The 16,761-nt window shown below is 65.8% G+C and carries 16 protein-coding genes and 1 tRNA gene; 7 read left to right on the top strand and 10 right to left on the bottom strand.

Annotated elements, in window-relative coordinates; genetic code table 11:
• Window positions 1-23 precede the first annotated feature (23 nt).
• Together AC07Z7_RS02560 and AC07Z7_RS02555 are read left to right on the top strand one after the other, a co-directional pair.
• Entirely contained in the window at window positions 24-599 is a 576-nt protein-coding gene (locus tag AC07Z7_RS02560; RefSeq protein ID WP_494765216.1) for a YceI family protein, read from the top strand.
• Between the two features lie 86 nt (window positions 600-685).
• Window positions 686-1,264 carry a YceI family protein gene (locus AC07Z7_RS02555; protein ID WP_094288404.1) on the top strand — a complete coding sequence of 193 codons (579 nt, stop codon included), beginning with the start codon at window positions 686-688 and terminating at the stop codon, window positions 1,262-1,264.
• 23 nt (window positions 1,265-1,287) lie between these two features.
• Here AC07Z7_RS02555 and AC07Z7_RS02550 read toward each other — a convergent pair whose 3' ends face one another.
• The gene (locus AC07Z7_RS02550) at window positions 1,288-1,413 is read right to left on the bottom strand and encodes a hypothetical protein (RefSeq protein WP_494765215.1); all 126 of its coding nucleotides are present in this window, start codon (window positions 1,411-1,413) and stop codon (window positions 1,288-1,290) included.
• Window positions 1,391-2,992, bottom strand: coding sequence for an ABC-F family ATP-binding cassette domain-containing protein (locus AC07Z7_RS02545; protein ID WP_494765214.1), 1,602 nt, complete (start codon window positions 2,990-2,992; stop codon window positions 1,391-1,393). The genes AC07Z7_RS02550 and AC07Z7_RS02545 overlap by 23 nt, the downstream gene beginning before the upstream one ends.
• 375 nt (window positions 2,993-3,367) lie before the next feature.
• Here AC07Z7_RS02545 and AC07Z7_RS02540 point away from each other — a divergent pair, with 375 nt between their 5' ends.
• Window positions 3,368-3,991 (top strand): VOC family protein, encoded by a 624-nt coding sequence (locus AC07Z7_RS02540; RefSeq protein ID WP_094288400.1) that lies wholly within the window; start codon window positions 3,368-3,370, stop codon window positions 3,989-3,991.
• Window positions 3,992-4,166: 175 nt separating this feature from the next.
• On the opposite strand, the gene AC07Z7_RS02535 is transcribed toward AC07Z7_RS02540, so the two are convergent.
• On the bottom strand, window positions 4,167-6,029 hold the full coding sequence (locus AC07Z7_RS02535) for a M48 family metallopeptidase (RefSeq protein WP_494765213.1): 1,863 nt from the start codon (window positions 6,027-6,029) through the stop codon (window positions 4,167-4,169).
• 290 nt (window positions 6,030-6,319) lie between these two features.
• Here AC07Z7_RS02535 and AC07Z7_RS02530 point away from each other — a divergent pair, with 290 nt between their 5' ends.
• Both AC07Z7_RS02530 and galU read left to right on the top strand, forming a co-directional pair.
• Window positions 6,320-9,217: a valine--tRNA ligase gene (locus AC07Z7_RS02530; protein ID WP_494765212.1), complete on the top strand. Its 2,898-nt coding sequence runs from the start codon at window positions 6,320-6,322 to the stop codon at window positions 9,215-9,217.
• 88 nt (window positions 9,218-9,305) lie between these two features.
• On the top strand, window positions 9,306-10,193 hold the full coding sequence (galU, locus tag AC07Z7_RS02525) for a UTP--glucose-1-phosphate uridylyltransferase GalU (RefSeq protein ID WP_108616641.1): 888 nt from the start codon (window positions 9,306-9,308) through the stop codon (window positions 10,191-10,193).
• A gap of 119 nt (window positions 10,194-10,312) precedes the next feature.
• Here galU and AC07Z7_RS02520 read toward each other — a convergent pair whose 3' ends face one another.
• The 3 genes from AC07Z7_RS02520 to cysM form a co-directional block, all read right to left on the bottom strand.
• Complete coding sequence (locus AC07Z7_RS02520; protein WP_226444765.1) at window positions 10,313-10,540, bottom strand: sulfurtransferase TusA family protein; 228 nt, start codon at window positions 10,538-10,540, stop codon at window positions 10,313-10,315.
• Between the two features lie 14 nt (window positions 10,541-10,554).
• Window positions 10,555-11,121 (bottom strand): NUDIX domain-containing protein, encoded by a 567-nt coding sequence (locus AC07Z7_RS02515; RefSeq protein WP_094288390.1) that lies wholly within the window; start codon window positions 11,119-11,121, stop codon window positions 10,555-10,557.
• 104 nt (window positions 11,122-11,225) lie between these two features.
• Entirely contained in the window at window positions 11,226-12,128 is a 903-nt protein-coding gene (gene cysM, locus AC07Z7_RS02510; RefSeq protein WP_494765211.1) for a cysteine synthase CysM, read from the bottom strand.
• A gap of 40 nt (window positions 12,129-12,168) precedes the next feature.
• Here cysM and AC07Z7_RS02505 point away from each other — a divergent pair.
• Window positions 12,169-12,253, top strand: a tRNA-Leu gene (locus AC07Z7_RS02505).
• Between the two features lie 55 nt (window positions 12,254-12,308).
• Here the strand turns inward: AC07Z7_RS02505 and AC07Z7_RS02500 are convergent.
• Both AC07Z7_RS02500 and AC07Z7_RS02495 read right to left on the bottom strand, forming a co-directional pair.
• On the bottom strand, window positions 12,309-12,488 hold the full coding sequence (locus AC07Z7_RS02500) for a hypothetical protein (RefSeq protein ID WP_094288260.1): 180 nt from the start codon (window positions 12,486-12,488) through the stop codon (window positions 12,309-12,311).
• 97 nt (window positions 12,489-12,585) lie between these two features.
• A complete protein-coding gene (locus AC07Z7_RS02495) occupies window positions 12,586-13,467 on the bottom strand; it encodes a DUF6279 family lipoprotein (protein WP_494765210.1) in 882 nt (293 codons plus the stop codon).
• A 368-nt stretch (window positions 13,468-13,835) separates the two neighbouring features.
• On the opposite strand from AC07Z7_RS02495, the gene AC07Z7_RS02490 reads away from it, so the two are divergent.
• The gene (locus tag AC07Z7_RS02490) at window positions 13,836-15,404 is read left to right on the top strand and encodes a tetratricopeptide repeat protein (RefSeq protein WP_494765209.1); all 1,569 of its coding nucleotides are present in this window, start codon (window positions 13,836-13,838) and stop codon (window positions 15,402-15,404) included.
• A 67-nt stretch (window positions 15,405-15,471) separates the two neighbouring features.
• Here AC07Z7_RS02490 and AC07Z7_RS02485 read toward each other — a convergent pair whose 3' ends face one another.
• Entirely contained in the window at window positions 15,472-15,687 is a 216-nt protein-coding gene (locus tag AC07Z7_RS02485; protein WP_094288254.1) for a hypothetical protein, read from the bottom strand.
• A gap of 87 nt (window positions 15,688-15,774) precedes the next feature.
• Entirely contained in the window at window positions 15,775-16,719 is a 945-nt protein-coding gene (locus AC07Z7_RS02480) for a LysR family transcriptional regulator (protein ID WP_094288591.1), read from the bottom strand.
• Window positions 16,720-16,761 lie beyond the last annotated feature (42 nt).

Raw genomic sequence — 16,761 nt, 5'->3', positions numbered from 1 at the left:
TGTGTTTTGAACGGAGTTTCTGCATGAATCTGTCCTCTCCCCTGTCCCGCATCGTGCTCGGCGCCGCCCTGGTGGTGAGCACCCAGGCCGCCCTGGCCCAGCAGCAACTGGTGCCCGCCCAGAGCGAGGTGCAGTTCACCGCGCGCCAGATGGGCGTGCCCCTGGATGGCCACTTCAAGAAGTTCAGCGCCCAGGTGGCGTTTGACCCGGCCAAGCTGGCCACGAGCAAGATCGCCTTCACCGTAGACACCGGCAGCGCCACACTGGGCTCGCGCGAGACCGATGCCGAGCTGCCCAAGCCCACCTGGTTCAACGTGGCCAAGTTCCCGCAGGCGCAATTCGAATCCACGGCCATCAAGGCGCTGGGGGGTGGCAAGTTTGAAGTGGCAGGCAAGCTCACCATCAAGGGCAACGCGCAGAACGTGGTGGTGCCCGTGGCACTCACGCAAAGCGGCCCCACCACCACAGCCACAGGCACGCTGCCCATCAAGCGCCTGGCTTTCAAGATTGGCGAGAACGAGTGGGCCGACACATCGATGGTGGCCGACGACGTGACTGTGAAATTCAAGCTCGCGCTGACCGGCGTCGGCAAGCTTTGACCGGTTGCCGACGTTAGCCCCACCTCTTTCGCCCCCACTTTCCCCTGGTTCGTTTCGTAGTTCCTCTTTTTCTAGGAGTCTTTTCCATGCGCAAGTCCCTGTTCTCTTTGCTCGCCGTGGCCGCTGCCACTGCCATGACCGCTGGCACCGCCCAGGCCGCCAACTACGGCATCGACCCCACGCACACCTTTGTGACGTTCGAGATCAGCCACTTTGGCGCCACCACCAACCGCGCCCGCTTCGACAAGAAGCAAGGCACGGTGGAGTTCGACCGCGCCGCCAAGACCGGCAAGGTGGACATCTCCATCGACACGACCTCGGTGAACTCGGGCACGCCTGCGTTCGACAAGCACCTGCAAAGCGCCGACCTGTTCGACGCCGCCAAGCACCCCAGCATCAAGTTCGTGTCCGACAAGTTCAGCTTCAACGGCGACAAGGTCAGCGAAGTGAGCGGCCAGCTCACGCTGCTGGGCAAGACCGCGCCCGTCACCCTCAAGGCCACGCAGTTCAACTGCTACGACAGCCCCATGCTCAAGCGCGAAGTGTGCGGCGGCGACTTCGAGACCACCATCGACCGCACCCAGTGGGGCATGAACTACGGCGTGGAATGGGGCTTCCCCAAGAACGTGCGCCTGGTGGTGCAGATTGAAGCCGTGAAGCAGTAAGCCACCGTCGGCAGGCACGCGGGCTACTCGCCCCGGAAGGGCGGCTGCTGCGCGCCAAACCCACAGGCCACCCCTGCGTTCACGCAGCGGGTGGCTTTTTCATGCACGCGCACTTCGCCGGGAGCGTCAGGCAGCGTCCAGCGTGGCATCCAGGTTCCAGCCTTGCGGCTGCCAGGCCCACACCACATGAGGCCCAAGCGCACGCAGGAAGGTGACGTCGTGCGACACCACGACCAGCGCGCCCGTGAAGGCTTGCAAGGCGGACTGCAGCGCTTCGATGGTTTCCACATCCAGGTGGTTGGTGGGCTCGTCGAGCAGCAGCATTTGCGCGGGCTCGCCCGACCACAGGGCGCAGGCCAGGGCGGCCTTGATGCGCTCTCCGCCGCTGAGTACGCCCGCAGGCCGCTGCACTTTGTCCGCACCCAGGCCAAGCTGCGCCAGATGCGTGCGCAGCGCCGCTTCGGGCAGGGGCGTGCCGAGCGCCTGCAGGCGCGCCAGCACACCGTGCTGGGGTGGAAGCAGGTCGGCGTTGTGCTGGTCCAGCCAGGCGGCCCGCACACCCCGCAACACCCGCCCCGCAGTGGCCAACGCAGAGTTGGCAATGGTGCGCAGCAGGCTGCTTTTGCCGCAGCCGTTGGGCCCGGTGATGGCGATGCGGATGGGCCCATTCCAGACTCCATGGAGCGGAGGAAAGCCGGGCGGCGCATGCGGCACATGCACTTGCTCGAACGCCAGCACCTGCTTGCCCGCAGGTACGGCGCTTTGGGGCAGCACCAGCGCCGTATCGCCCCCCGCAGGAACACGCTGAGCGGCCTCACGCACCGCACCGTTCAGCCGCAGGCGCTCCCGCCGCTGGCGCTCATGCTCCCGGCCCGCATGGACCTGGGCATTGTTCTTCTTGCGGTCCAGCAGGACGGACGCCTGGTTGGCCGTGCGGCCGGCCTCGCGCCCCCGCGCGGCGCGGCTCTGCTGGGCATCGTGCTCGCGCTGCAGCGCCCGCAGGCCCCGCTCGCGCTCAGTGCGTGCGTGGTCCAGCGCGGCCTGGGCGGCAGCGGCCTCGGCCTGGCGCTGTGCCTGGTACAAGGTCCAGTCCCCGCCGTAACGCTGCAGCCCCGCTGCCGACAACGCAGCGATGTGGTGCGCCATGCCCAACAATTCACGGTCGTGGCTGGCCACCAGCACGGCGCCGGGCCACTGCGCCAGCGCTTCCATCAACCAGCGCCTGCCAGGGCGGTCCAGGTGGTTGGTCGGCTCATCCAGCACCAGCAGATCGGCGCCCGACAGAAATGCCCCTGCCAGCGCCACGCGCATGCGCTCGCCGCCGCTGAGCCGTTGCGCTGCATGACCCTGGGGCAGGTGGCCCAACCCCAGCGCAACCAGCGCCTGCTGCCAACGCAACGGCACATCCCACCGTCCGTCGGCAAGCACCAGGTCATCGGGCGTGCCCAATCCCGCCTCCAGCCGCACCAAGGCCTCCAGCACCGGCCCCAGGCCCGCGACGTCGGCCACCGTGGCCGAGGGCGCTGCATTCACTTCCTGCGCCACCGCGTGCAGGGCCGGGTGGCCCCGCACCGCCCCGCTTGCGGGGATCAGCGTGCGCTGCGCAAGTTGCAAGAAAACACTTTTGCCGCTGCCATTGGCGCCCACCAGACCGGTCATCCCCGGCCCCACAGCCATGTTCAGCGGCTGCGCCCACAGCGCGTCACCGCTGGGCAGGTTCCAGGTCACATCGTGGAACTGGAGAACAGACGGGCCCGCAACGGGCGCAGCGCCGCAGAGAGCAGGCCCTGAAGGCCGGGAAGAATGAAAAGGAAAGGCAGCCGCCGAAGCGGCAGCAGCGCTGCGGCTGCGATGGGCGTAGTCGCCCCAGGATGAAGATTTCGCCATGCAAAGCACTCCAGACAAGACATACAACCGCCTGACCTGGCACGGGGCCAGCAGGAAGGAAAGGCTTGGGGGGGCTTACAGGCGCATCGGACGAATACCTCAGGGCAAAGAAGGACGAGTGCGGAATTTACCGCAATCACGCCCTTATGAAAATTAACTTAACGTAAATCAATTACGAATAGTAGAATTACAGACATCAATTTGAGGAGACTCCGCATGAACGCTGCCCTGAAGAAGCCTGACCTGGCCACCCTGCCCCCGCCCGCGCCCATCCAGCAGCTGCACCACTACGCCTACAAGGCGCGTGATGCCGAGGAGACGCGCCAGTTCTACGAAGACATCCTGGGCCTGCCGCTGTACCACATCATCCAGAGCGACTACGTGCCCAGCACGGGCGAATACTGCCCGTACACGCACTTCTTCTTCCGCCTGAAGGACGGCTCGTTCATCGCCTTCTTCGACCTGGGCGACGACGTGAAGGCCGAGCCCTCGCCCAACACGCCGCTGTGGGTCAACCACATCGCCTTCCGTGTGGACACGGTGCAGGAGCTGGAGAACACCAAGCGGCGCCTGGAAGCCCACGGCATCGAGGTGCTGGGCGTGACCGACCACCACATCTTCCACAGCATCTACTTCTTCGACCCGAACGGCATCCGCCTGGAGCTGTCGGCCCAGCTGGCCAACGAAGAACAGATGGCCAAGGACAGCACCGTGGCCCACGCCCGCCTGGCCGAGTGGACGGCCCGCAAGGAGCAATGGCGCAAGGAACGCGCCGAAGGCAAGGTGGCCGCGCCGCTGAAGCCACAGCAGAACGACCGTCCAGAGTTCGTCAAGGGCTGACTGGCCCTGACCCCACCACGTTCCACCACCCTCGCGCAGGGTGGAACATGACGCCAGCCCCAGAAAAATGGGAAAAAATGGCCGCTACCGCGCGGCTATCAAGCGTCTTTAGCTATACATTTAATAGCGACTGCTGTTGGCGCTGCGGCGCTGCCGCTGAATGCGGCGGCTGTTGTTACTGCTGTTGCGGCTGTTGCTGCGCCCGCATGATCTGGTGCCGCTGCCAGTACGCTCCCACCACGGCATTGAACTGGTCTTTTTCCTTGGTGAGGCCGGACAGCTTGATCTTGCTGGTCTTGGCGCCCAGCCCCAGCGCGTTCTTCTCGGGATGCGTCACGACCAGCGCATTGCCAAGGCTGCTTTCCTTGAATTCCAGCGCCTTGATGGCGTCCCAGAACACCGTGGTCTCGTCGGCCGAGGTGCGTATGCCATCGATGCTGACCTCCACCGTGTTCTGCCCCTTGAGTGCAAACACCACGGGCGGAAAGTAGCGCAGCACCAGGGCGCGCTCTTCGTCGGTGGCGGGCTCGTAGCGGTAGGCCAGGCTGCGCTCATGGTCCTGCGCAAACTGCTGTTCGTAGTCGCTCCACAGGCGCTGCTCGATCGCGTCGGCCGTCAAAATCTCCTGCACCCAGGTGGCAGCGGGCGCGCGCACGGCGATGGCGCCGTAGTCGCGCTCCTTCAGCGCCATGCCCACATTGCGCAGGCGCTCGGGCATGGCGGGGTGCGTGTCAAACGGGTGGGGCACGTTGGCCGTCTTCATCGCCTCCAGAAAATCGTCAGACGCCGCGTAGGGCGCCAGCCCCTGGGCCACAAAGCGGGCGATGCCGAGCGTGGTGGTGTCGTACCGCTCGTTGCGGCCAAACAGTTCGGCCTCGATCTTGAAACGGTACTGCGCGTAGGCCGCGATCTTGACCAGCGACTGCGCAATGGCGACGGGCGAGATGAGCTTGGCGGCAATGCGGTCGGCCTTGAACTCGCGCTCCCGGCTGTCGCGCGCCAGGGCAAATTCGAAGATGGTGCGGAACAGATCCAGCACCGGTGACACCACGGCCGACAGCCCGCCGCTGCGGACCGCGTGCCGGTAATGGTCAAACTGCACCAGCTTCGGGCCCAGCCGCGCGCTGCTCTGGGTGTCGCCGCCGCGCAGGTGGGCCAGCTCGTGGCCAAACACCGCGTCGGCTTCGGTCTGGTCGAGGATGCGCAGCAGCGGCAGGCTGACAAACAGCGTGCGGCCCGCGAGCGTCTGCTGGCCCACAGTGAGCGGCGCCTCGGTCACAAAAAAGTTGGCGTCGATGCCCGCCACGATGTGCTGCGGCGGGTCGGTCTTGAGGCGGCGCGCCATGTGGCGGATGCGCTTCCACAGCAGGGGCGCATCGTCTTCAGACACCAGCTCGCCCACGGCATGGTTGTCAGACTGCACACGCTTGAAGATCCCCGCCACCGCCACAAACACGCCCGCCGCCACGGCCAGCCCCACGATGATGATGAACTTGGGCGAATACTTGTGAAAGAAGAACGCCGTGACCCAGAACGACAGCCACACGGCCATCGCCCCCTGCACCACCAGCGCGGCGGCACTGGCCCAGGTGGTCAGGCGCCAGCCCGCCACAAAGCTGCTGTACTGCAGCGTGCGGTCGGCAAATGCCAGCGCCCCCAGGCCCAGCACCACCACCAGCAGCACGCCGCTGGCCACCAGGGTCCAGAACGACACCTTGTGCGCCATGTGGAACTGCCACACGTCAGAAAACCGCTCGCACAGCGCCTCGCGGTACTCCTGGGCCTCGGCCGAGTGGTTGTCGCAAATGGTGGACGGCGGGTTGCTGCGGAAGTAGTCCTTGCGCGCCTGCTTCTCGGCCAGCGGCATGGCCTTTTCGGCGTCGATGCGCTGGACCACGTCGGCCACAAAATCGGCGTCCTGATCGCGCTGTGCGTAGACGCTGAACCCCAAGGTCAACGCCGGGATAAGAAAAAGTGCGAGCAGCGCGTAAACAAAGACCTTGGCAAGGCCCGCGCGAAGTGCGGAGGAAAGATGCATGGGTGGGACCGATTGGTTATATGTTTTTGACCCGGGCGAAGCATGGAGCCAAGCCTCCCTCTCCGAAGGCCCTCTTGCTCCACCGGGCGGGATTATCAAGATGCCCCGGCGGCCCGGTCGAGCGACAAGGTAACAATTGGCGAGAAATGCCCGACAGGCGGAACGCCGGAGGGACCTGGACGAGGAGAAAAGGCCGCCAGGCACCCGCCGACACTCCCGTAAAATGCCCGGTCCACCCTCTTGACCGTTGAGGCGCGCCCTGTGCCCGCCTCTTCCTTCTGCCAAACCCCATGAGCACGCCCCAAGCACAACCCGGCCTCGACAGCCTGTCCAAGTCCTTTGAACCTGCCGCACTGGAAGCCCACTGGGGCCCCGAATGGGAAAGGCGCGGATATGGCACCGCAGGCCACCGTGGCACGGGCGCGCCGCAAGCGGGCGAGCCCGCGTTCTCGATCCAGCTGCCGCCCCCCAACGTGACAGGCACGCTGCACATGGGCCATGCGTTCAACCAGACGATCATGGACAGCCTCACGCGCTACCACCGCATGCGCGGCTTCAACACCGTCTGGGTGCCAGGCACCGACCACGCCGGCATTGCCACGCAGATCGTGGTGGAGCGCCAGCTGCAAGAGCAAGGCATCAGCCGCTACGACATGGGCCCCACCCCGCCCGAGGCGCGCAAGAACTTCGTGAGCAAGGTGTGGGAGTGGAAGGAAAAGTCCGGCAACACCATCACCACCCAGATGCGCCGCATGGGCGACAGCGTGGACTGGAGCCGCGAATACTTCACCATGGACGACAAGCTCAGCGCCGTGGTGACCGACACCTTCGTGAAGCTGTACGAACAAGGCCTGATCTACCGCGGCAAGCGCCTGGTGAACTGGGACCCGAAGCTGCAGTCCGCCGTGTCGGACCTGGAAGTCGAGAGCGAAGAAAAAGACGGCTCGCTGTGGCACATCGCCTACCCGCTGGCCGATGGATCGGGCAGCCTGACGGTGGCCACCACCCGGCCTGAAACCATGCTGGGCGACGTGGCGCTGATGGTGCACCCGGAGGATGCACGCTACACCCACCTCATCGGCAAGATGGTCAACCTGCCGCTGTGCGACCGCCAGATCCCGGTGATCGCCGACGAGTACGTGGACAAGGAATTTGGTACCGGTGTGGTGAAGGTCACCCCCGCGCACGACCAGAACGACTACGCCGTGGGCCAGCGCCACAAGCTGCCGATGATCGTGGTGCTGACGCTGCAGGCCACCATCAACGAGAACGCCCCCGCCAAGTACCAAGGCATGGACCGCTTCGTGGCCCGCAAGGCCGTGGTGGCCGACCTGGAAGCCATCGGCGCACTGGTCGAGGTGAAGAAGCACAAGCTCATGGTGCCCATCTGCACCCGCACCGGCCAGGTGGTCGAGCCCATGCTGACCGACCAGTGGTTTGTGGCCATGAGCAAGGCGTCCGACCAGGACCCCACCGGCAAGAGCATTGCGCAAAAGGCCATCGACGCCGTGGCCAGCGGCGAGGTGACCTTTGTGCCCGAAAACTGGGTGAACACCTACAACCAGTGGATGAACAACATCCAGGACTGGTGCATCAGCCGCCAGCTGTGGTGGGGCCACCAGATTCCGGCCTGGTACGACGAAGACGGCAACGTGATCGTGGCCCGCAACGAGGCCGAGGCCCAAGCCAAGGCCCCAGGCAAGACGCTGCGCCGCGACGAAGACGTGCTCGACACCTGGTACTCCTCCGCCCTCGTGCCCTTCAGCACCATGGGCTGGCCGAACCAAGGCACCACCGAAACCGACGACTTCAACCTGTACCTGCCCAGCACCGTGCTGGTCACGGGCTACGACATCATCTTCTTCTGGGTCGCCCGGATGATCATGATGACCACGCACTTCACGGGCCGCGTGCCGTTCAAGCATGTGTACATCCACGGCCTGGTGCGCGACGCGCAGGGCAAGAAGATGTCCAAGTCCGAAGGCAACGTGCTCGACCCGGTGGACCTGATCGACGGCATTGCGCTGGAGCCGCTGCTGGACAAGCGCACCACCGGCCTGCGCAAGCCCGAGACCGCGCCCACCGTGCGCAAGAACACGCAAAAGGAATTCCCCGAGGGCATTCCGGCCTACGGTGCCGATGCGCTGCGCTTCACGTTTGCCGCGCTCGCATCGCTGGGCCGCAGCATCAACTTCGACAGCAAACGCTGCGAGGGCTACCGCAACTTCTGCAACAAGCTCTGGAACGCCAGCCGCTTTGTGCTGATGAACTGCGAAGGCCAGGACTGCGGCCTGAAAGAGCACACCAAGGAAGAATGCCAGCCCGGCGGCAGCGCCCACGGGTACATGCAGTTCAGCCAGGCCGACCGCTGGATCACCTCGCTGCTGCAAAAGACCGAGGCCGAGGTGGCCAAGGGCTTTGAAGAGTACCGCCTGGACAACGTAGCCAACACGATCTACGACTTTGTCTGGAACGAGTACTGCGACTGGTACCTGGAGATCGCCAAGGTGCAGATCCAGAACGGCACCGAGGCGCAGCAACGTGCCACCCGCCGCACGCTGATCCGCACGCTGGAAGCCATCCTGCGCCTGGCCCACCCCATCATCCCGTTCATCACCGAAGCCCTATGGCAGGTGGTGGCACCCGTGGCGGGCATCCCCGGCGAGTCGGTCAGCATCGCCCGCTATCCGCAGGCCCAGCTGGAAAAGATCGACGAAGCCGCGATTGCCCACATGGGCCGCGTGAAGGGGCTGGTGGACGCTTGCCGCGCACTGCGTGGCGAGATGAACGTGTCCCCCTCCACCCGCCTGCCCCTGTACACCGTGGGCGACACCGACTTCATGCGCGGCGTGGCTCCGGTGCTGCAGGCGCTGGCCAAGCTCAGCGAGGTCAAGGTGTTTGACGACGAGGCCGCCTGGGCCGCCGCCGCACAGGCCGCGCCCGTGGCCGTGGTGGGCGAGGCCCGCCTGGCGCTGTACATGGAGATCGACGTGGCCGCCGAGAAGGCCCGTCTGTCCAAGGAAATCGCCCGCATCGAGGGCGAAATCACCAAGGCCAACAACAAGCTCTCGAACGAAGCCTTTGTGGCCAAGGCGCCACCGGCCGTGATCGACCAGGAGAAGAAGCGCATCGCCGACTTTGGCGCCACGCTGACCCGCCTGCGCGACCAGCTGGGCCGCCTGGGCTGAAAAAGGACACGGGCCAGTCATCCCCTGGCCTGACACTTGCATAACCGCGACGACAACAACACACCACACCCCGCCATCAAGGAGACCCATGACTGTTGCCACCACCGTCCGCAAGGCCGTTTTCCCCGTTGCCGGCCTGGGCACGCGCTTTTTGCCCGCCACCAAGGCATCGCCCAAGGAGATGCTGCCCGTGGTGGACAAGCCGCTGATCCAGTACGCCGTGGAAGAAGCCTATGCCGCTGGCATCCGCCACATGATCTTCGTGACCGGCCGCAGCAAGCGCGCCATCGAAGACCATTTCGACACGGCGTATGAGCTGGAGGCCGAGCTGGAAGCCGCCAACAAGAAGGAACTGCTGGCCCTGGTGCGCTCCATCCAGCCCGACGACATGGACTGCGCCTTTGTGCGCCAGCCCCGCTCGTTGGGACTGGGCCACGCTGTGCTGTGCGCCGAGCCCCTGGTGGGCAAGGAACCCTTTGCCGTGCTGCTGGCCGATGACCTGATGGTCGGCCCCCCCGGCGGCCAGCCCGTGCTGGCCCAGATGGCCACCGCCTTCCGCCAGCAAGGCCGCTCGGTCATTGCCGTGCAGGAAGTGCCGGAAGACCAGGTGCACAAGTACGGCATCGTGGCGGGCGAGCCCGCAGGCGGCCCGCTGATCCGCATTGAACGCATTGTGGAAAAGCCCAAGGCCGATGTCGCCCCCTCGCGCATGGGCGTGGCAGGCCGCTACATCCTCACGCCCGGTGTGTTCGACGAGATCCGCAACCAGCCACGCGGCGTGGGCGGGGAGATCCAGCTCACCGACGGCATCGCCCGCCTGATGCAGCACGAAGCCGTGTACGCCTTCCAGTACCAGGGCAAGCGCTATGACTGCGGCAGCAAGGAAGGTTTTTTGGAAGCGACCGTGGAACTGGCCTTGCAGCACCCGCAGGTGGGCGCGCACTTCCGGGAGTATCTGAAAGGCCTGGCGCTGTAAGCCACAGCCCCAACCTACGCTGGGAGCGCCTCAAGCGCTTCTAAATCAATAGCTGCCAGCGCTTGCCCAGTGCGCGCTGGCAGCTATTTTTTTGGCCATTTTTTTGTTTATCTTATGGACTAGCGCCGACGCAGGACGTGGATGAACTCCTCACCCACCGTCTGCTGCTCCACCAGCTCGTTGCCCGTCTGCTTGGCAAACGCCTGGAAGTCGCGCAGCGAGCCGCTGTCGGTGGCCACCACCTTGAGCAGCTGGCCGCTGGCCATGTCAGACAGTGCCTTCTTGGCCTTGAGGATGGGCAGGGGGCAGTTCAGGCCCCGGGTGTCGATTTCTTTGTGGATGTCCATGGTGTGGTTCTCTTCTAGTCCTTGGGCGGCAGGTTCAGGCCTCGGCGGCGCTCCTCATTTTCCTCTGCCGTGAAGAACACGGGCTCGTGCCCCCGCGTGCGCAGCCAGTCGGCCAGCGCGTAGCCCGTGCCCGCAGGCCAGCATTTGAGTTCATGCAGGTCGTAAAACCGGTAGTCAACCAGCTCGGGCGACAGTTTGACTTGCCCCGTGGCCACCACGTGGTAGGCAATGATGATCTGGTTCATGCGCAGGAACTCATACGCGCCCACCAGCGTGGTGGCCTGCACATCAAGGTTGGTTTCTTCCTTCACCTCGCGCGCAATGCCCTCCTGGGGCGACTCGCCCGCCTCCATGAAGCCGGTGATCAGCGCAAACATCTTGACGGGCCAGGCCGCGTTGCGCGCCAGCAGCACCTTGCCGTCCACCTCCACAATCGCGGCCAGCACCGGCGTGGGGTTGTTCCAGTGGGTCCAGCCGCAGGCGGGGCAGCGCAGGCGCTCCTTGTCGCCACCGTCTTCGGCCAGGGTGATGGGCTGCAGCGCGGTGCCGCAGTGGGTGCAGTGGCGAACTTCGTAGTGCATGAATTACTATTATTTTGATAGCTACCAGCGCTTATTCATCGCGCGCAAGCGGCCATTTTTTTTTCATCTTCTCAGCCCCGGCGGCGTGTGGCCAGGGCCTTGCTTCACGCCGGGAACACGCCGGTGGACAGATACCGGTCGCCCCGGTCACACACCACAAACACGATGGTGGCGTTGCTCTCGCGCGCGGCAATCTGCCGCGCCACCCAGCACGCACCGGCGGCCGAGATGCCAGCAAAGATGCCCTCTTCGCGCGCCAGACGGCGGCACATGTCTTCGGCGTTGTCCTGGCTCACATACACCAGCTCGTCCACGGTGCTGGCGTCGTAAATCTTGGGCAGATACTCCTGCGGCCACTTGCGGATGCCCGGAATGCGCGAGCCTTCTTCAGGCTGCGCACCAATGATCTGGATGCCGGGGTTCTTCTCTTTGAGGAACCGCGACACGCCCGTGATCGTGCCCGTGGTGCCCATCGCGCTCACAAAGTGGGTGATGCGCCCACCGGTCTGCTCCCAGATCTCGGGGCCCGTGGTTTCGTAATGGATGCGCGGGTTGTCGGGGTTGGCAAACTGGTCCAGCACCTTGCCCTCGCCACGTTTTTGCATGGCCTCGGCCAGGTCGCGGGCGTGCTCCATGCCACCGCTCTTGGGCGTGAGCACCAGCTCCGCGCCAAAGGCCTTCATGGTCTGCGCACGCTCGATGGACAAATCCTCGGGCATCACCAGCACCATGCGATAGCCCTTGATGGCTGCGGCCATCGCCAGCGCAATGCCGGTGTTGCCCGACGTGGCCTCGATCAGCGTGTCGCCGGGCCGGATGTCGCCCCGCTCCTCGGCGCGGCGGATCATCGACAGCGCGGGCCTGTCCTTGACCGAACCCGCCGGGTTGTTGCCCTCCAGCTTGCCCAGCACCACATTGCCACGCGCCGCGTTGTCCTGCGCCCCAATGCGCTGCAGCGCCACCAGCGGCGTGTTGCCCACCGCGTCTTCAATCGTCGGATATTTCATGCGCCCTACTGTGCCATAATTTGGGGCTTCACGAATTCCAGCCCGGGTGGTGAAATTGGTAGACGCAGGGGACTCAAAATCCCCCGCCGCAAGGCGTGCCGGTTCGATTCCGGCCCCGGGCACCACGAACAAGTCCGCAAGAGCACTGCCTCTTGCGGACTTTTTTATTGGCCTGGGTGTCTACCCCCTGCGCCGCTGCGCAGCGCGCAACTCCTCCAGCGCCTCTTCCACAGCGCGCCGGTACTCCGGCGTCAGCCCTTCGCTCTTGAGTTCCCGCTCGTGAAACGACACGCGGCGCGGGTTTTTGATGAGGTCCTGGATCACGATGCCCTTGAGCTTCAGATAGACAGCCTGGTTCATGGGGGTCTCCTGCAGGTGCCAAGAGCCCCGATGATCCCTCCAATGGGCGGGCAATGCCATCGGTTTGTTGCCCGGTTGCCACCCTGGCTGCACCCAGTCAGGGCGCCACGCGCTGCGCCGCCAGGGCGATGAAGTCCTGCTCGTAGGCCCCGATGGAGGCCACAGCCTGCAGGCGCTGGGCGGGGGTCATGGCGCTGTGCACCAGTGCAAACCCGGCGCAGCCTTCGTCCACCAGCGTGGCGGCGTAGCGCTGGTAGGCGGCATCGGGGGATGTGTTGAGGCGGGCCAGGTAGCCGCGCAGCAGGGTGCGGGCCTGCTCGGTGTTGCCGCGCTCTGCGGCGATCTTGCGCAGCACCTGCACCAGGTCTTGCTGGCGGCGTTGGCGCTCGGCATAGGTGCGCTGCGGGTCAAAGGATGACTGGGCAATGTAGCTGCGCAGCGCGGCCTTCTGGGGCTCTTGCAGGGTGCCGTAGAAGTCTTGGGTGCGCGACAGCAGCAGCTGGTAGCGGTGCTCGCGCAGCTTGTCCGGGGGCAGGTCCAGCCACTCTTTTTTCCAGTCGGCATTGCTGTCGGCCTGCTTTTTCTGCAGGCTGCGGATCTGGGACTCGCTCAGGTCCGAGGCCAGCCACACCAGCGAGGGCTCGGCCCGGGCCAGCAGCTGGTCGATCTGGGTTCGCAGGTCGGTATAGGCGCGGCAGGCCTGCTCGGCGGACATGGGGGCGGGCAGCTGCTGGCGCAGCTTTTGCAGCAGCCCGGCGTGCTCGGGCAGCAGGATGTCGCGGTGCCAGCGGTGCAGATCGGCCAGCTCGTCGCGCACCCGCTCGGCCTGCGGCTGCGTCAGGTCCAGGTACCGGTTGAGCTGCCACGACAGCAGCTGTGGGGCTTGGTTGTAGGCCAGCTTCACGGTGCTGCAGCCCGCCATCAGCAGGCCGGCCAACACCAAGCCAACCACACCCAGGGTGGTGCGAAGAGGAAACATGCGCAGACCTCGCAAAGAAGGCCGCAGGATAGAGCGAGAACCCGGCGGCTGCCCTGCCCTCGCGAATACCCCGGCAGATGCCACTGAATTGGGCACTGTGCGCCGCCCCGCAACCGCACCCGCCAGGCCCTCGCCAAAACAGGGGGCGCAAAACATCTGCTTACCAATCCAGGCCCTCGGGCGGGCTGCGACGGGCCAACAGCCTCTATAAACAGCGCGCGCCACCTTGCCGCGCCCAGAGCACAAGACCAACTACCAGGGAACGCTGAATTCGCCCCCTTACACAACCCCTTCCCCCCCCGGGCCAGGGGCTGCGACCCAAGGGATGCACTCAGCGCCACGCCCATCCGAGAGGGAACTCCATCGCCATGACCACCACCGCCACACCCGCAACGGGCGAGCTTCACCAACTGCTGGCCACCCTCATGGCGGCCGACGACATCGACGACCACGACCTGGAGCTGGCGGACTCCATCGTCCAGAGCTTTCCAACGGCCTGCGAGGCCCTGCAGGCCCGCGCTCGCATCCACTTGCGGCTGGAAGATGCAGAGGCCGCGCGCAGCGACCTGCAGGCGGCCCAGGCACTGGACGCCGCACACTGGGGCAATGCCTGGGTGCGCTGCCTGCTTGCACACGCCGAAGGCGGGGCCGCGCTGCAGGAGGCACTGACCCTGGGGCGACAGGTGCTGGCTACCCACCCCACGCACCTGGACACGCTGATCACGCTGGGCAAGGTCCACAAGGCGCTAGACGCGCCCGAAGAAGCCGCCGCCTGCTACCGGCAGGCCTGCCAGGCCCACCCCGCAAGTTTTCGCGCGCACAACCTGCTGATGCAGGTGTTGTGCGAGCTGGGCCGCGAGGACGAGGCCATTGCCCTGATCCGCGCGGCGCAGGTGCCCATGCACAGCTACCACATGGCCATCGAATACAACCTGGGCACGCTGCTGATGAAAAAGAGCCCCAGGAAAGCCATCGAGTTTCTGGACATTGCGCGCCAGAAGATGGGGCGCATCAACAACGTGCAGCACAACCGGGCGGCCTGCCTGGAGAAGCTGGACCGCTACCAGGACGCCATCGACGAGTGGAGCGACCTGCTTGAGCGCGAACCCGACTGGGACTGGCCCCGCGCTGGCCGCGCCCGCTGCTACCGCGACCTGGAGCAGCTGGATGCCGCGCTGGCAGACCTGCAGCGCCTGAAACAGGCAGATCCCACATCCACGCAGCACCGGGTGCTGGAGGCCACGATCCATTTCGACCGCGCCGACTACCCCGCCGCACTCCAGCCCCTGCGGGCGATGGAGCAGGCGCAGGAGCTGCAGGGTGAGTTCCTGACCAACCTGCTGGGCGCCACGCTCAAGAACATGGGCGAGCTTGACGCCGCCCGCCCCTATTTCGAGCAAGCCATCGCCGACGACCCCGAAAGCTACCGCGCCCACAACAACCTGGCCTTCTGCCTGCTGCACAACGGACGCCCCAACAAGGGCGAGGCCACGCGCGCATTGGCCGTGGCAGAGGTCGCCATGGCACTGCAGCCCGCGCAGTGGGCGCCTCGCGAGCACCGTGCGCGTGCGCTGCTGGCGTTGGACCGCACCAAGGAGGCGCTGCAGGTGTTCGACGCCTGGTGCGCCTCCCACCCCGACGACGGCACCGTGGCCCTGAACTACGCCACCGCGCTGCTCGACGCCGGAGACCATGCGCAGGCCGCGCAGCGGTTTGAACAGTTGATTGCGCGGGGCATCAGCGTGCCCTATTGCCACTGGGGCCGGGGCAAGGCGCTGGGCCGGCTGGGCAAGAAGGAAGAAGCGCGGGCCCTGCTGCTCAAAGCCCAGCACCTGTACACGCTGGAGGGGCAAACCAGCAGCGCAGAGACCTGCGCCGAAACCCTGGCCGATCTGGAAAAACCAAAGTCCTGGCTGCGGCGGCTGATGGGCGGGTGATATCCGGCAGAGAACGGGCGCTGCCAAAGGCAGGGCCGGGCGGTTGAGGACCGCCCCCGCAAAAAACCTAGTTGTCCTGCCGCCGAATCAATTGGCGGCCGCTGGCCGTGATGGACAGCTCTCCCCCAGGTCCCTTGGTGACAAACCCCCACTCCAGCAGGCGCCCGGAAACATGGTCCTTGAGCGCGTGGGGCAGCGTGATGACTTCGCCCATCTCAAGTTGCTTGAGGGTTGCGATCTCGTCCACGGTGGGATCGAAATGCGGAGCGTGGTAGGTGGTCATGGTGGTCGCTCTCCAACGGGGTTGGTGAAAGAAAGACTGACTTCCGCGCAACCAGATTAGTTCAGCGCCAGGGGCAATGCAAGCGCGTCATCCCGCAACCGGGGCACCACCCGCTTCGGCCATGTGCTGCAACCAGCGCGCAAAGGTGGCCAGCACCGGCGGCTGGGCCTGCGCGGGGCTGATGAGGTAGTAGGCACGCTCGCCGCGCAGGGGACGGTTGCAGGCCACCACCAGCTCGCCGCTGGCGAGTTCGGCCTCGATCAGCAGGGGCGGTATCAGCGCCACACCCATGCCATGCGTGGCGGCCACGGCGAGCATGGAGAACAGCTCGTAGCGCGGGCCATCCAGCGCGTGCGGCGCATCCACCCCCATCGCATCAAACCACTGCCGCCAGCCATACGGGCGCGTGCTTTGCTGCAGCAGCGGCAGCTCGGCCAGCGCCTCGGCCGCCACGGGCTGGTGGGCGCGGCCCCGGCCCCGGGGCGCGGCCGATTCGAGCAGGCGCGGGGCACACACGGGCACCACATCTTCGTGCATCAGCAGTTGCGCCTGCACGCCGGGCCAGTTGCTCACCTGCTCGGGCGTGCCCGCATACAGCGCGGCATCAAACGTGGTGTCGGCAAACAGAAAAGGCCGTGTCTGCGTGTCGATGTGCACCACGATGTCGGGGTGCGCCTGTGCCAGCTGCGGCAGGCGCGGTATGAGCCAGCGCGTGGCAAAGGTGGGCACCGCCGCCAGCGTGATCGTGCCGCCCTCGCCCTGGTGGGCCATCACATCGAGCGTGTCGCGCTCTAGCCCCTGCAGCCAGCGCGCCACCTGGCGGCCGTAGTGCGCTCCGGCGGGCGTCAGCACCACGCCGTGGCGCGTGCGGCGAAACAGCGCCACGCCCAAAAACTCTTCCAGCGCCTGGATCTGGCGCGACACAGCGCTTTGCGTGAGCGACAGCTCCTGCGCGGCGCGGGTGTAGCTCTCGTGGCGGGCGGCGACTTCAAAACAGGCCAGGGCTTGGGTCGATGGAATGTTGCGTCGCATGATGAAGAGGAACTTGTGAAGAAGCCACCAGCCCTTGAAGCT

The sequence above is a fragment of the Acidovorax sp. GW101-11A03 genome, from assembly GCF_059424825.1.
This window is presented reverse-complemented; position numbering and strand designations above follow the sequence as displayed.